Source organism: Mycobacterium sp. KBS0706 (assembly GCF_005938675.2).
GTDB lineage: Bacteria > Pseudomonadota > Alphaproteobacteria > DSM-16000 > Inquilinaceae > Inquilinus.
Window position 1 is genome coordinate 24774 of record NZ_VCCH02000018.1, and the last position, 14364, is coordinate 39137.

Below are 14364 nucleotides of genomic sequence, written 5' to 3' on the forward strand. Positions count from 1 at the left end.
TTTTATGAGTATGTCCTCACAAAAGTCAACCGCCTCCGACGCCGTGATGCGCGAGCCTCGACGCCAGCGCGGCCGCGACCGGGTCGCCGCGCTGCTGCAGGCGGGGGCGGCCATGTTCGCGGAGAGGGGTTACGAGGCGACGACGATGACCGAGGTCGCGGCCAGGGCCGGCGCGTCGATCGGCTCGCTCTACCAGTTCTTCCCAGGCAAGGAGGCCCTGGCCGACGCGCTGCTGGCCGGCTATGGCGAGCAGGTGTTGACGGGGCTGCGAGCGGTCGAGGCACAGGCGGCGCAGCTGGCCGTTCCGGCGCTGGCGGATGCGCTGATCGACCTGCTGGTCGGGCTGAAGGAGGAACGCGCGGCGGCGCTGGTGCTGTTCGAGGCGCGGCGGGACGTCGCCCAGCCGTTGCGGCTGCGTGACGACATGCGCGAGGGCGTGGTCCGGATTTTGGTCCTTCGCGCCCCCGGGTTGCCGCCGGACCGGGCCATGGCCATGGCGATCGTCGTGCTGCTGCAGATGAAGGCGGCGGCGGCGCTCGGCACCGAACCGGATCTGAAGCCGCGCGACGCCGCCCTAGCCGAGCTGCGGCGGATGACCCGACTCTACCTCGTCGAGGGCCTGGGGCCCGATCAGGCCTGACGCGGCGGCAGGACGACCAGGCGCAGGGCGATCAGCAGCGCCGCCAGGGCCAGGGTGCCGATCATCAGGGCGACGCCGGGCCAGCCCCAATCGGCCCACGCCACACCGCCGAGCGAGCCGGCGACGCTCGATCCGAGATAGTAGAAGAACAGGTACAGCGAGGAGGCCTGGGCACGGGCGTGCCGCGCCCGGCGGCCGACCCAGCTGCTGGCCACCGAATGGGCGCCGAAGAAGCCGAAGGTCAGCACCGCCACGCCGGCGACGATCGCCCACAGATCATCGCTGCAGGTCAACGCGATGCCGGCCAGCATCAGCACGATCGGGGCCCAGAACACCCGGCGACGGCCGAGCACCCCGGCGAGATGGCCGACCCAGATCGAGGCGCCGATGCCGATCAGATAGACCACGAAGATCGCCGCCACCGCGGTCTGGCTGAGCCCGTAGGGCGGCGCCAGCAGGCGGAAGCCGGTGTAGTTGTACAGCGTGACGAAGGCGCCCATCAGCAGAAAGCCTTCGAGGAACAGCCAGCGCAGCCCGGGGTCGCGCAGATGGTCGGCGAAGGCGGCCAGCAACAGGCGCGGGCGCAGCGGCCGGGGCGTGAAATGCGCTGAAGGCGGCAGGCTGCGCCAGAACAGCACGGCGCAGACCAGGCCGGAGAGCCCGACGACGCCGAGGCCGAGGCGCCAGGAGGCGAGGTCGGTCAGCACGCCGGCGATCAGGCGGCCGCCGAGCCCGCCGAGCGCACTGCCGCCGATGAACAGCCCCATCGCCAGCCCGACCGAGCGCGGATGCATCTCCTCGCTGACATAGGCCATGGCGACGGCCGGCAGCCCGCTGAGCGTCAGGCCCATCAGCGCCCGCAGGACCAGCAGCCCATGCCAGGACGGCATGAAGGCCGCCAGAACGGTCAGCACCGCCGAGGCGAACAGTGACGCCACCATCACCGGCTTGCGGCCCCAGGCCTCGGACAGGGCGGCGGCGGCCAGCATGGCGAAGGCCAGAGTGCCGGTGGTCAGCGACAGCGACAGGCTGCTTTCCGCCGCGCCGACCCCGAAGGTCCCGGCGAAGACCGGCATCAGCGGCTGCACGCAGTAGAGCAGGGCGAAGGTGGCGAAGCCGGCGGCGAACAGCGCCAGGTTGGTGCGGTGGAAGGCGGCCGTGCCGTGCTCAATGAAGGCGACGACATCCTCGGCCGCGACCGTTCCGGCCGGCATGGTGTCGGCGATCGACGGGGATGTGCGGGGCAGTGCGTGGACCGATGCGGTCACGGGATCTCTCCGGCCGGGCCTGACGAAGGGAAGGGTGGCCAGCCTGTTCAAAAACATGGCCGTGCCGATTGATAGTGTCCAATATGTTTGGCGGCATGTTTGATAGCTTTGGCGAATGATGGAACTGAGGCATCTGCGCTATGCCGTGGCCCTGGCGGAGGAGCTGCATTTCGGCCGGGCGGCGGCGCGGCTCGGCATCTCCCAGCCGCCGCTGAGCCAACAGATCCAGGCGTTGGAGGAGGAGCTCGGCGCCCGGCTGTTCGAGCGCAGCAACCGGCGGGTGGCGCTGACCGAGGTCGGCCGGCTGTTCCTGGAGCAGGCGCGGACCGTGCTGGCCGCGGCCGACCGGGCGGCGGAGGTGGCGCGCCGGGCGCAGCGCGGCGAGATCGGCGAGATCCGCATCGCCTTCACCGCCTCCGCCCCCTTCACCACGCTGATCCCGCAGACGATCTTCGCCTTCCGCCGCAGCCATCCGGACGTGCATCTGGAGCTGCAGGAGATGCCGACCCGGCAGCAGATCGAGGCGCTGGCGGAGCGGCGGCTGCAGATCGGCTTCCTGCGCAACCCGACCTTCCCGCCGGTGCCGGACGGGATCGAGGTGCGCGAGCTGTTCCGCGACCCGCTGGTGGCGGTGCTGCGCACCGACCATCCGCTGGCGGCGGCCGCGCCCGAGCCACTGGCCCTGGCCGAGCTGGCCGGGGAATCCTTCGTCTGCTATCCGCGCGACGCCGGCACCAGCCTGTACGACCAGATGATCGGCCTGTGCCAGGATGCGGGCTTCAGCCCGCGGCTGGGGCAGGAGGCGCGCGAGGTCTCGACCATCGTCGGCCTGGTCGCGGCCGGGCTCGGCGTGTCGCTGCTGCCGGCCTCGCTGCAGCGCATCCAGGTCGAGGGCGTGGTGTTCCGCCGGCTGTCCGACCCGGGCGCCGTCACCACGATGTGGCTGACATGGCGCCGGGACGAGACCTCGCCGGCGGCGCGCGCCTTTATCGACCTGGCGACGCAAGTCGATGCATCTTTTAGTGGTAGCCGCTAGATCTAGCCGCATCTCCGGCGCGGACTGGCCACAATTGGTATGAATTTTCCGTGTCGCCGTTTCTTTTCGCTGGTGCAGCACGAAGGTTGGTGCGACGCTTCTCCCTGGCGACGTGATTTCCGTCGTCAGTGATCGGAAAGGCGACATGCGACGGGCAACAGCCTGGCATCACCATCCGCTTCCCGGCTCCGACCAGGGGCAGCATCAGCATCGGCAATCGTTCGAAACGCCCCTCCGCAGGGGCGTTTGTCGTTTCTGGCCGCCCTTCCGATCCGCCACCTGTCCTGTTCCACCCGACCCGACGGAGGGTTCCGGCAAATGAGATCTCCCGGTGAAGGGGGCCGCAACTGGGATCCCCTGTTCGAGGATGCAAGCGAGAGCAAAGGACGACGTTCCATGGCCAAGCGCAGCGCTTCCACCGCCCGTATCGTTCCGATCAGCGAAGGCTACGACGATGATTTCCGGGAGCAGAGCTACCTGAAGACGGTCAAGCCGCGGACCGCCAATCAGGAGGTTCTGATGAAGGCGATCGACGGCCATGCCATGACCCTGGCCCTCGGCCCTGCCGGCACGGGCAAGACCTATCTCGCCGTGTCCAAGGCGGTCGAGGCGCTGACCGCCGAGCGGGTCAGCCGCATCGTCATCACCCGGCCGGTGGTGGAGGCAGGCGAGAGCCTGGGCTACCTGCCGGGCGACATCAACGAGAAGATGGACCCTTGGATGCGTCCGATCTACGACGCGCTGTCCGACCGTCTCGGCGCCAAGCAGGTGCGCCAGATGACCAAGGAGGGGATCGTCGAGATCGCGCCGCTGGCCTATATGCGCGGCCGCACCATCTCGCGCAGCTTCGTCATCGTCGACGAGGCGCAGAACATGACCTTCCAGCAGCTGAAGATGCTGCTGACCCGCCTCGGCTGGCACTCGACCATGGCGATCACCGGCGACCCCGACCAGACCGACCTGCTGCCCGGCCTGTCCGGGCTGGAGGAGGCGGCGCGGCGGCTGGAGCCGCTGGACGGCGTCGCCGTCGTCCGGCTGACCACCGCGGACATCGTGCGCCATCCGCTGGTCGCCGCGATGATGCCGCTGCTGGCCTGATCCGGCGGCGCGGAACCGCGGGCCGGCCGCCGCCATTGGCTGAAGAGGGGGCCGCCGCATCGTCGGCGGCCCCCGTCACCAGCCACAGCGAGGCCGGCCATGGCGACGAAGACGCTGCACGATCTGTTCCTCAACGAGTTGAAGGACCTCTACAGCGCCGAGCAGCAGCTGACCCGGACGCTGCCGAAGATGGCGCGCGCCGCCACCAATCCGGAGCTGAAGCAGGGCTTCGAGCACCATCTCGAGCAGACCAGGGGCCATGTCGAGCGCCTCGACACCGTGTTCAAGGGCCTCGACGCGTCGGCGCGCGGCCAGACCTGCGAGGCGATGGAGGGGCTGCTGGCCGAGGCGCAAGAGCTGACCGAGCTCGGGCTCGAGCCCGACGCGCTCGACGCTGCGCTGATCGCGGCGGCGCAGAAGGTCGAGCACTACGAGATCGCCTCCTACGGCACCGTCTGCACCTGGGCCAAGGCGATGAAGCACGACGAGGCGCTGGCTCTGCTGCTGGAGACGCTGGCGGAGGAAAAGGCGACCGACGAGACGCTGACCAAGCTGGCGAAGACCGCCGTCAACGTCGCGGCGGCCCGGCACGCCCATCCGCGGGCGGCCTGAGACATGACGTCCCGCCGGTCGTCTGCAGGGACGGCCGGCTCAACGCCCGGGCCAAAAAAGAAGGGCAGGCCCGGCCTGCCCCGATGACGTCAAGTCAGCGCCGCGACGTCAATGCGGGCCGTGGCCGGAGAGACCGCCCTTCCGACCGGCTTCCGCCGCGCGCTCGCGGTCATTGGCGAAGTTGCCGCCGCTTTCCTGCCCACCCTTGCGGCCTGCCGCCGCCGCCCGGGCCGGATCGTTCTTGAAGTTGCCGCCGCTGTGCTGGCCGCCCTTGCGGCCGGCTTCCGAGGCGCGGGCGGGGTCATGGGCGAAGTTGCCGCTGCTCTTCTGGCCGCCCTTGCGGCCGGCCTCCGCCGCGCGCTCCCGGTTGTAGGCGAAGTTCCCGGCGCCGCCCCGGTGCGGAGTCTGGCTGCTCGCCATGGTCCAAGCTCCCTTGCTGTGGGCTTACGTCATGGGAATAGGCCGCAGCGAGGCGAGGTTCCCAATGAAAAATCCTTAACTTTCAGCCGGTTCGTCAGGCTTCGCTGCGGGGCTTTCGGCGCGACGATGTGCCTGCGGCAACCAGGCGGTTCCGTTCAGGATTTCGGTTCCGATAATATACCGATGGGCTTGGTCGCGGCGGACGGAGGAGTGGAGCATGGTGGCGCGCAAGATGGTGGACGGGGCGTTCCATCCCTGTCCGATCCGGGACGTGCTGGACCGGATAGGCGACCGCTGGAGCCTGCTGGTGCTGCAGACGCTGGCGCCGGGCGTGAAGCGCTTCACCGTGGTCAAGCGCGAGATCGGCGACATCTCCCAGCGCATGCTGGCACAGACGTTGCGCCGGCTGGAGCAGGACGGACTGGTGTCGCGCACCGTGCATCCGACCATCCCGCCGCGCGTCGACTACGCGCTGACGCCGCTGGGCCGGTCGCTGATGGAGCCGCTGGACGGGCTGGTGCGCTGGGCCGACCAGCACCATGACAAGGTGCGCGCCGCCCGGATGGCCTATGTGCCGCCGGCGGCAGAAGCCGCGTGACGCTCGGGAGACCTGGCGCTCAGGCCGCCGGCTTCTGCGCCATGTTTCCCAGCGCCGCCGCATCCAGGACCTGCAACCACCGTCCCTTGATCCGGAACAGCCCGTCGCGCTGCAGCCGCTTCAGCGTCCGGTTGGCATGAACCAGCGAGATGCCGAGCGCGTCGGCGATGTGCTGCTGGGTCAGCGGGAAGGGCATTCCGTCGCTCCGCACCATCTCGCGCGCCTCGGCCCGGCCATACAGGTCGAGGATCAGCGCCGCCACCCGCTCCAGCGCGGTGCGCTGGCCCAGCGACAGCAACTGCTCCTCCATCGCGCGCTTCTGGTCCGCGGTCAGCGCGGCGAAGCGGAAGGCGATCTCCGGCCGGTCCTCGGACAGCCCGGCGACGTCCTGGTAGGGGACGACGCAGAGGGAGACGTCGGTGACCGCCTCGACCGAGGTGACGGCGCTGTCGAAGAACTGAGCCTGGAAGCCGATCACGTCGCCCGGCAGGATGAAGGACAGGATCTGCCTGCGGCCGTCCTGCAGCGCCTTGAAGCGCATCGCCCAGCCGCTGGCCACGGTGTAGAGCGGCGGGTCGGAATCGCCCTCCGTCATGATCCGTGCGCCGGCGGGGAAGGCGACATTCTCGACCCGGCGCCGCTGGATGTAGTCGAGCAGCTGGGGATCGAGGACCTTGAGTTGCGGCGCTTCGGCATCGAGCTTCACGTTCAGGTCGTGCGGGGACATGGCAGGCTCTCCAGGCTGATGGACGCAATCGGGCCGTCGGCATTGTCAGAACGTGCCGCAGCGGCGGCCCGTTCCGAGTCTTCCCTGTCCGCACTGTGTCGGCCTAGACTGCGATGGCCGGCCCGACAGCGGGTCCGCATCCCTTCGCCGCCCGGCCGTCGCCGGCGGCGCCCCGCCAGACGGAACGACATCATGGACACCACGAGACTGGGCCGGACCGGCCTTGAAGTGTCGCGTCTTTGCCTCGGCTGCATGAGCTATGGCGATCCCCAGCGCGGCAGTCATCCCTGGTCGCTGGGCGAGGCGGAGAGCCGCCCCTTCCTGCGCAAGGCGCTGGACCTCGGCATCAATTTCTTCGACACGGCGAATGTCTACTCGGCCGGCAGCAGCGAGGAGATCGTCGGCCGGGCGCTGCTGGAATACGCCCCGCGCGACGAGATCGTGCTGGCCACCAAGGTGCATGGCCGGATGCGGCCGGGTCCGAACGGCGCCGGCCTGTCGCGCAAGGCGATCCTGAGCGAGATCGACAACAGCCTGCGCCGCCTCGGCACCGACCATGTCGACCTGTACCAGATCCATCGCTGGGACCCGGCGACGCCGATCGAGGAGACGCTGGAGGCGCTGCACGACGTGGTCAAGGCCGGCAAGGCCCGCTACATCGGCGCCTCGTCGATGCATGCGTGGCAGTTCGCCAAGGCGCTGCACCTGACCGACCGGCACGGCTGGACCCGCTTCATCAGCATGCAGAACTACGTCAACCTGCTGTATCGCGAGGAGGAGCGGGAGATGCTGCCGCTGTGCCGGGCGGAGGGCATCGGCGTGATCCCCTGGAGCCCGCTGGCCCGTGGCCGGCTGACCCGCGACTGGGACGAGACCAGTGCGCGGTCGGAGACCGACGCGTTCGGCAAGACCCTCTACGCCGCGACCGCCGAGGCCGACCGCAAGGTGGTCGAGGCGGTGGCCGCGGTGGCGACGGCGCGCGGCGTGCCGCGGGCCCAGGTGGCGCTGGCCTGGGTGCTGCAGCAGCCGGGGATCACCGCGCCGATCGTCGGCGCCACCAAGGTGCAGCATCTCGACGACGCCGTGGCCGCGCTGTCGCTGCAGCTGACCGCAGAGGAAATCGCGGCGCTGGAGGCGCCCTATGTGCCGCACCGGGTGGCCGGCTTCAGCTGAGCCGGCCGGCCACGCCGGCATCGGATTGACCCCGTGGCGGCGGCGAGGCTATGTCGGGGCGGGGCGCTCGGGCCCCGCCGGACTATCGGGAGCCCCCATGCTGCGTCGCCTGTCGCTCGCCCTCGCTTTGCTCGTCGCCGCCTGCGCCACCCAGCCGGTGCCGGGGCCGCGCACCGGCTATCAGCCGCAGACCACGGCGCATCTGACCGGGGCGGTCGCGGTCAACCCGATGGACTACCGTCCGCGCGGCGGGGTGGCGCCGCAGGGCAGCGTGCGCGACGTGCCGGGCTATGTCACCAACGCCCTGAAGGCCGAGCTGCGCCGCGCCGGGGCCGGGCTGAACTCGTCGCGCTGCGTGCTCGACGCCACGGTCCGCGACTTCAAGGTCGATCGCGCGGGCGCGGAGGAGCATTACGGCGTCGACATCCACTATGTCCTGGCCGTCGGCGGCAACGTCCAGTTCGACCAGGCTTTCGGCACCACCTTCACGGTGGCCCGCGGCCAGCCGGTCGACCGCGCGGTGGACGACGCCATCGCCAAGAATCTGAACTTCCTGCTGAAGGACGACTGGTTCGCCACCCTGCTGCTGCGGGAGTGCAGCGGCCGCGCGTGACAGCGGACTGAATTGCGGCCGGGCCGGAGGCCTGGCGCTTCGGACCGGCGCCGGCATCACCGGCCCCGGCTTTTGCCGCGGCGGGCCTGCCGCCGGCCGGGGGCGTCCCGTGGGGCGGCAGGCCGAGGGCCCGGCACAGGCTGGCGATCAGGGCCTCGATCGGCAAGGCGGTGTCGGCGAGGTCGACGGTGCCGTGGCCCCGTCCCGGAAGCAGCCGCGCGTCCTGAAGCCGAGGCCGAGCTCAGCATCTCAAGAGTGCGTCAAGTTCTGATATATTTAGTAAAATTAATACAGTTATCTATGAAATCAATTGTTGATTTACGACATGAAGAAGGTCATCTTTTTTTGACTTCTGCCAGATCCCGCTATCCAGATTCGCGCAAGAGACTATATTCCTGATTTCGAATCCGCGGTGTCCTGTCATTTCATCAGGGACATATAATGTTATTAAATCGGTCCTTAGACTTGGGCGCATCAATTTTTACTCTGTCGGTTGCTGTGTTGGCCATTGTTTGCCAACCGGCTGTGGGGGACTCTGTTTCCGCGGCAGCGACCTGCTCGGCCGGAACCGGCACCGGCAAGAGCTTCGCCGGGCAGGACCTGACCAATCACAATTTCAGCGCCGATCCCGCGGGCTCTCTGGTCGGGGCCGATTTCAGCAAGGCGCAGCTGAGCGGCGCGATCTTCACCGGCCAGGACCTGACATCCGCAAAGTTCCAGGATGCGAAGCTCGGCCCGGCCAAGGGACCGGTCGACTTCACCAACGCGACGCTGAAGAACACCTGCTTCGTGAACGCCACTCTCGATCAGACCGATTTCTCGTTCGGCGTGATCACATGTGCCGACTTCTCGGGCACGTCGCTGATCAACGCCACCTTCGGCCCCGTCCAGACCATCGTCGCGGATCCGTCGTGCCGCACCAAATTCAATGGCGCGACCCTGGATGTCCACATGATCTCCAACGATCCCGTCGGCAAGAGCAACTGGAGCAAGAGCGACTTCACCGCGGCCAATTTCCAGAACCTGTCGCCGGCCACGTTCAGCCTGAAAGGCAAGGACATCACGGGCGCGATCCTGGCCCAGACCAATTTCACCGGCATCGACATGACCGGCGCGAACTTGACCGATGTCGACTTCTCCCGCGCCACGCTGACCAAGGCCGTGCTGGACAATGCCGCGATCAACGGCGCCAAGTTCTACAACGCCCAGGCGCAATCGCTGTCTCTGGTCTGCGCCCAGGGCTACGGCACTGCGAGGGGCAAGATCAAGCCGGACAACACGCCCTGTCCGGACGCCCCGGCCTCGACCGACCAGGGCAAGGCGGCGGACTTCACCCTCGCGGCCCTCAAGAACGCCGATTTCACTGCGGCGACCATGGACCACGCGATCCTGGTCAGCGCCAACCTCACCGGCTCGGTGTTCGACAATTCCAGCCTGGTCCAGGCCGCCCTGCAATCGGATTCGGCCCATACCGGGCCGGCGATCGTCCAGTTCGCCTCGTTCCGGGGCGTGAACTTCAGCAACGCGCAGCTCTCCAACGTCGACTTCTCGGGCAGCAACCTGACGGGGGCGGTGTTCGACGCGACGACGCTGTTCGGCACATCCTTCGTCAACGCCACCCTGTCCGGCGCGAAGTTCCAGTCCTCGACCCTGCAATCCGTGAACTTCAGCGGGGCCAGGCTCCAGGCCAGCCAGTTCCGCAACGCGGTGATCCAGGCGCCGGGTTCAGGCCCCGGATTCGGCGCGAACTTCTCCTGCGCCCAGCTCGGCGGCGCCGATTTCACCTCGGCCACGATCTCGGCCACCAATTTCTCCAATGCGGTGATGCCGGCCGAGCGCGACTGCTGCCCGGCCACGAACACCAGCGATGCCTGGTGCGGGATCGTCGATGCAACCCAGCAGCCCTACGGCCCGGTCACGTTCCCGGTGCTGAACGCGATCGCCACCTGCCCGAACGGCGCCACGGCGGAATGCACCGGTCCGCAATGGCAGCTGTCGCCGAACTGGCAGACCAGCAGCTGCAACGTGAACGGCCTGCCCCAGCAGATGTGGTCGCGCCCGAACTGCGGCGGCCAGCCGGGCCAGATCGTCGTGTTCAAGGACCCGAACCTGAAGTCATGCATCCTCGCGACCCTGCCGGGCCAGACCGAGGTGCTGCTGGCGACGGCGCAGCAGATCACGCAGGTGAACTGTCCCGGACGAGGGATCGCCGATCTCACCGGCCTGGAGACCTTCATCTCGCTGACCAAGCTGGACCTGTCGTCCAACGCGCTGCCGATCTTCACGCTGTCCTTCACCGCCGGCGGCCAGCCGGCGAAGTCTCAGCTGCGGACGCTGTCACTCGACAACAACGCGCTGACGACGCTCGACGTGACCGGGCATCCGGCCCTGGTCTCGCTGAGCGTGTCCAACAACAAGCTCGCATCGATCGCGCTCAACGCGAACACCTACCTGGTGATCCTGGACGCGTCGCACAATCAGCTGGCCTCTTTCGATCTGCCGATCCAGACGACGCTCGCCTATGCGGATCTGTCCTATAATCTCCTGACCGATGTGCTGGACCAGTACAGCCAGGATCTCGGGCAGCTGGTCAGCCTCTCCTATCTCGATCTGTCGCATAACAACCTGTCGACGATCGGCCCGATCACGGCGATCGCCTACGGCCCGGCGAACGATGCTGCCGCGCTGCAGGCCTTGTTCCTGGCCTGCAATCCGAAATTCCACTGCGGCGATCTCGGTGTCTATGACGGGACGAAGTATCCGGCGGCCTCGACGAGCCAGTGCTCGGCCTATGACGCCGTCAACGGCCAATGGACGCCGCTGACCAATCCGACCTGTCCTCCCGGCTGAGGCCGCCGACGGGCCAAATCATCAATCAAATGAACAAGCAAACGGAGGCGACCATGTCTCAGGCCAGCGGCAGAACGCTCAATACCCTGTTCCATGCAGATCTGTCGGACGCGCATCCGGGCGAGGATTACTGGGTCTCGGTCGCGGGCAAGCGCATCCCGCTGGTGCCGCACACGCCGGAATCGCTGGCGGCGGCCCATGCCTCCGCACCGCATCTGAAGGCCGGGCGCACGGACAGCACCCTGACGCATTACACCGGCACGCCGGTGGCGATGCCGGTCGATTCAGTCATCCGCGTGCATCTGCGGCACACCCAGAGAACCTTCACCAACCCCGCCTGCGACACCGGGATCGGCCTTTCCGGCCTGTACATCCCGCCCGCCGATCATCACCTGGCGGCGATGGCGGAGGATGATGTCTTCCACGCCCATCCGATCGACTACACCTCGACCGCGCAGAACTTCCTGTTCCACCATCCGGACCTGATCAACAAAGACAAGACCCTGTCGAGCACGATCATCGACACCTACATGGCCGGCGACAAGGTCATCTCCGCCGCCATCAACAAGCTGGCCCTGCAGATGCGGGCGATGGGCCCGCCGACCGAGAAGGGCGGCTGGGCCAAGCTGGTTCCGTTCCAGACCAACAACCCGGATCCGCATTTCAAGGGCGTGTTCGACGGCAAGACCTACTACACCCAGCAGATCAGCCCGGAGACCCAGGCGGCGGCGCTGCCGGCGCTGTCGCCGCTGTTGGTCAAGGTGCAGAACGACGCCACCTTCCGCGACAAGAAATGGTTCGCCACGCCGGGTGCGAGCGTCGTGCCATCGGCACCGCCCGCCCCGCACATGCTGGCGGCGGGGGAAGGCGACAACTGGAATGTGGCGATCGCCAATACCGGCGCGGTCAGCGGGCTGACGACCGTGGTCAAGGTGCTCGATGCGGGCAAACGGCAGATTTCGATCAGCCTGGCGAATTCCTACATCCGCTACCTCGGCGCCTATATCCGGTTCTATGACGCCGACGGAAACCCGATCAAGGTCGCGGACTGGAAGCCGGACGACGCCGGGATCGTGCAGGAGCTCGTCGCCGCCGCGGGGCTGCAATATGACGACATCCGGTTCCTCGGCATGCTGTCGCCGAAGAACAACGTCTTCGCCATCCCGATCCCGCCGGACGGGGAGCTTTCGGTCAAGGTGACGTTCCCCGCCAACGCCGTCAGCGCCAGCGTATACGGCTCCGGCCTCGGCACCGGTGCCAATCCGTGGCCGCTGACCCCCGCCCTGGGCGGGTCCCTGACCGGCGTCTTCAATCTCGGAGTGCCGGCCTTCATGCTGGGATTCGGCGGGGCGGCCCAGACCTACAAGCCGCTCTACGACATCATCTCGGACCTGGCCGCGAGCAAGGTCTTTATCGGCCTGATGGCCACCGGCGTCGCCGGTTACCTGATCGGCTCCTCCGTGTCGCAGCAGCAGATGAACTGGAGCACCTTCACGACGGTGGTGAAGTTCCTGTTCGACAAGGCGGTGACCAAGGCGCTGGTGTGGGTCGAGGGCACATTGGCGGCCGAGGAGGTCGCGAACCAGATCCCCTTCGCCGGCTGGATCATGCTGTCGATCAACATCGCGACCGGCATCGCCCAGATGGCCCAGACCATCGTCGAGGTCGCGACATCCGACTGGAACATCGAGAACAGGGTCTCGACGACGATCACCACCGCCGTCACCGTCCATCCCGACCCGCGCGCGAAGGTCTTCCCGCCCGGGCAGGCGGGCGAGGCGCGAAACCTGGTGGTCAAGATGATCTACCAGGACCAGGCCCGCCCGACGGTCCAGCAGACGATCGCGATCCCGGAAGGATCGACCGACACCAGCTTCACCGCCAGCTTCGCCAACAACACGCTCGGCGGCGAGGTCAAGTTCGAGGCCGACTACTTCGTCGGCACCTGGCTGGCCGGCAAGGCGACGACCGGCCTCGTGCCCAACGACGCGCCGCACACCAGCGCGGTGACGATGTATCTGATCGAGTACCCGCGGCCGCTGGACGAGAAGTCGATCTACTCTCACGCCCGGATCCTGACGTTCAACAACGAGGTGTATGGCTGGACCGACACGGCGAAGGCGCCGGTCGCCACGATCGCCAGCCGGAACGCCAGCCCCACCGGCAATGCGCTGGGGAACTGGACCGGGTTGGCGCTCAGCCAGCGCACGGGCCAGCTGGGCTCGTCCTGGCAGGCGGCCGGGATGGGCATCGCGGACTGTGTCACCGGCAGCACGGGGCAGCTCTATGCCTTCATGAGCTTCGGCATTCCCGGCACGTCGACCGCCGTGGTCAAGTTCCCGAGCTGCGGCTTCACCGGCCAGTCCCGGCTGATCTACGACCCGTACCCGCCGAAGTTCAAGCAGCTGCCGGACGGCAACTGGGCGATCGATCCGAAGACCGGCCTGCCGATCCCGGATCCCGATGATGCGACGCTCGGCAACTACTATGTCGACCCGCGCTCGGCCTTGCTGCCCTTCGACCAGGGCGGCGGGTATCATCTGCGGCAGGTCACGCTGGGCGACGCGACGCCGTTCAACATGGGCACCGGCCAGAAGAGCTTCGGCCGCTTCGCCTATTTCCCGGATTCGGTCTGCCTGCACCCGTCCGGCCTCATCATCGGTGTCAGCGCGACCTACCAGAAGCTGCAGATCGTGACGCTCGACAAGCGGGGCGGCCTGGCCGATGTCGACGTGCCGCTCGGCGCCATCGGCTCCGGCCCGGCCCTCGACAAGACCCGGCCGGGGCTGATGTTCTTTCCGGTGGCGGTGGCCTGTGCCTATGACGGCACCATCATCGTGCTGGAGGACACCAAGTCGTCGACCGGCGACACGGCCACGGTGATCGCCCGCCTGTCGGCCTATGACCTGCAGATGAATCCCGTCAACCGCTTCTTCGACAGCGACGGCAACCCCAGCCCATGGCTGTATCTGGCGAATGCGACCGACAACTACTACCTCGACATGTCCGTCGTCGGCGACGACAAGATGACCTACATCTATGTGCTGTACTATACCGGGTCCGGAGCCAGCCCGGCGGACTACAACATGGCGATCTACACCTATGGGCTGGCGCCGCCTAAGAGCAACCCGCTGGTCACCACCAACGCCATCGCGGCGGCCAGGCTGGCGGTCGACATGTGGCATTCCGCCTACACGCTGAACTTCGCCATGGTGACGGACGCGAACGGACAGCCCGCCGGCCCGAAGAGCGCGACGACAGGCCCGGGCGGGCGGACGGCGCCGTCGGTCAGCATGTGGCTGCCGCCGACGCCCGGCCACTGAGCGGTC

Annotated in this window: 12 protein-coding genes; 9 read left to right on the forward strand and 3 right to left on the reverse strand. The window is 67.8% G+C overall.

Features of this window, described 5'->3' with window-relative positions; genetic code table 11:
• The first annotated feature begins 46 nt into the window (after positions 1 to 46).
• Entirely contained in the window at positions 47 to 640 is a 594-nt protein-coding gene (locus FFK22_RS12215) for a TetR/AcrR family transcriptional regulator (protein ID WP_221938548.1), read from the forward strand.
• Here the strand turns inward: FFK22_RS12215 and FFK22_RS12220 are convergent.
• On the reverse strand, positions 631 to 1908 hold the full coding sequence (locus FFK22_RS12220; protein WP_221938549.1) for an MFS transporter: 1278 nt from the start codon (positions 1906 to 1908) through the stop codon (positions 631 to 633). The two genes, FFK22_RS12215 and FFK22_RS12220, sit on opposite strands and share 10 nt — an antisense overlap.
• A 115-nt stretch (positions 1909 to 2023) precedes the next feature.
• Here FFK22_RS12220 and FFK22_RS12225 point away from each other — a divergent pair, with 115 nt between their 5' ends.
• The 3 genes from FFK22_RS12225 to FFK22_RS12235 all read left to right on the forward strand — a co-directional run bounded on the left by FFK22_RS12225 (position 2024) and on the right by FFK22_RS12235 (position 4654).
• Positions 2024 to 2944 (forward strand): LysR family transcriptional regulator, encoded by a 921-nt coding sequence (locus FFK22_RS12225; protein WP_221938550.1) that lies wholly within the window; start codon positions 2024 to 2026, stop codon positions 2942 to 2944.
• 396 nt (positions 2945 to 3340) lie between these two features.
• A complete protein-coding gene (locus FFK22_RS12230; RefSeq protein WP_138891956.1) occupies positions 3341 to 4042 on the forward strand; it encodes a PhoH family protein in 702 nt (233 codons plus the stop codon).
• A 99-nt stretch (positions 4043 to 4141) separates the two neighbouring features.
• A complete protein-coding gene (locus FFK22_RS12235; RefSeq protein WP_138891957.1) occupies positions 4142 to 4654 on the forward strand; it encodes a ferritin-like domain-containing protein in 513 nt (170 codons plus the stop codon).
• Between the two features lie 108 nt (positions 4655 to 4762).
• Here the strand turns inward: FFK22_RS12235 and FFK22_RS12240 are convergent, their stop codons facing one another.
• Positions 4763 to 5074 (reverse strand): general stress protein, encoded by a 312-nt coding sequence (locus FFK22_RS12240; protein WP_138891958.1) that lies wholly within the window; start codon positions 5072 to 5074, stop codon positions 4763 to 4765.
• Positions 5075 to 5291: 217 nt separating this feature from the next.
• On the opposite strand from FFK22_RS12240, the gene FFK22_RS12245 reads away from it, so the two are divergent.
• Positions 5292 to 5672, forward strand: coding sequence for a helix-turn-helix domain-containing protein (locus tag FFK22_RS12245; RefSeq protein ID WP_186002429.1), 381 nt, complete (start codon positions 5292 to 5294; stop codon positions 5670 to 5672).
• 19 nt (positions 5673 to 5691) lie between these two features.
• On the opposite strand, the gene FFK22_RS12250 is transcribed toward FFK22_RS12245, so the two are convergent.
• On the reverse strand, positions 5692 to 6399 hold the full coding sequence (locus FFK22_RS12250) for a Crp/Fnr family transcriptional regulator (RefSeq protein ID WP_138891959.1): 708 nt from the start codon (positions 6397 to 6399) through the stop codon (positions 5692 to 5694).
• Positions 6400 to 6591: 192 nt separating this feature from the next.
• Between FFK22_RS12250 and FFK22_RS12255 the strand changes: the two genes are divergently transcribed.
• The 4 genes from FFK22_RS12255 (at position 6592) to FFK22_RS12270 (ending at position 14358) form a co-directional block, all read left to right on the forward strand.
• Complete coding sequence (locus FFK22_RS12255; protein WP_138891960.1) at positions 6592 to 7572, forward strand: aldo/keto reductase; 981 nt, start codon at positions 6592 to 6594, stop codon at positions 7570 to 7572.
• A gap of 97 nt (positions 7573 to 7669) precedes the next feature.
• On the forward strand, positions 7670 to 8185 hold the full coding sequence (locus tag FFK22_RS12260; RefSeq protein WP_138891961.1) for a hypothetical protein: 516 nt from the start codon (positions 7670 to 7672) through the stop codon (positions 8183 to 8185).
• Between the two features lie 525 nt (positions 8186 to 8710).
• Positions 8711 to 11035, forward strand: coding sequence for a pentapeptide repeat-containing protein (locus FFK22_RS12265; RefSeq protein WP_186002430.1), 2325 nt, complete (start codon positions 8711 to 8713; stop codon positions 11033 to 11035).
• Positions 11036 to 11088: 53 nt separating this feature from the next.
• Positions 11089 to 14358, forward strand: coding sequence for a hypothetical protein (locus tag FFK22_RS12270; protein ID WP_138893442.1), 3270 nt, complete (start codon positions 11089 to 11091; stop codon positions 14356 to 14358).
• Positions 14359 to 14364 lie beyond the last annotated feature (6 nt).

Bases quoted from the DNA above. Each gene is read 5' to 3' on its own strand.
- FFK22_RS12225 (WP_221938550.1), top strand. From the start codon at position 2,024: ATGATGGAACTGAGGCATCTGCGCTATGCCGTGGCCCTGGCGGAGGAG.
- FFK22_RS12250 (WP_138891959.1), bottom strand. From the start codon at position 6,399: ATGTCCCCGCACGACCTGAACGTGAAGCTCGATGCCGAAGCGCCGCAA.
- FFK22_RS12215 (WP_221938548.1), top strand. From the start codon at position 47: ATGCGCGAGCCTCGACGCCAGCGCGGCCGCGACCGGGTCGCCGCGCTG.
- FFK22_RS12235 (WP_138891957.1), top strand. From the start codon at position 4,142: ATGGCGACGAAGACGCTGCACGATCTGTTCCTCAACGAGTTGAAGGAC.
- FFK22_RS12270 (WP_138893442.1), top strand. From the start codon at position 11,089: ATGTCTCAGGCCAGCGGCAGAACGCTCAATACCCTGTTCCATGCAGAT.
- FFK22_RS12240 (WP_138891958.1), bottom strand. From the start codon at position 5,074: ATGGCGAGCAGCCAGACTCCGCACCGGGGCGGCGCCGGGAACTTCGCC.
- FFK22_RS12245 (WP_186002429.1), top strand. From the start codon at position 5,292: ATGGTGGCGCGCAAGATGGTGGACGGGGCGTTCCATCCCTGTCCGATC.
- FFK22_RS12255 (WP_138891960.1), top strand. From the start codon at position 6,592: ATGGACACCACGAGACTGGGCCGGACCGGCCTTGAAGTGTCGCGTCTT.
- FFK22_RS12260 (WP_138891961.1), top strand. From the start codon at position 7,670: ATGCTGCGTCGCCTGTCGCTCGCCCTCGCTTTGCTCGTCGCCGCCTGC.
- FFK22_RS12230 (WP_138891956.1), top strand. From the start codon at position 3,341: ATGGCCAAGCGCAGCGCTTCCACCGCCCGTATCGTTCCGATCAGCGAA.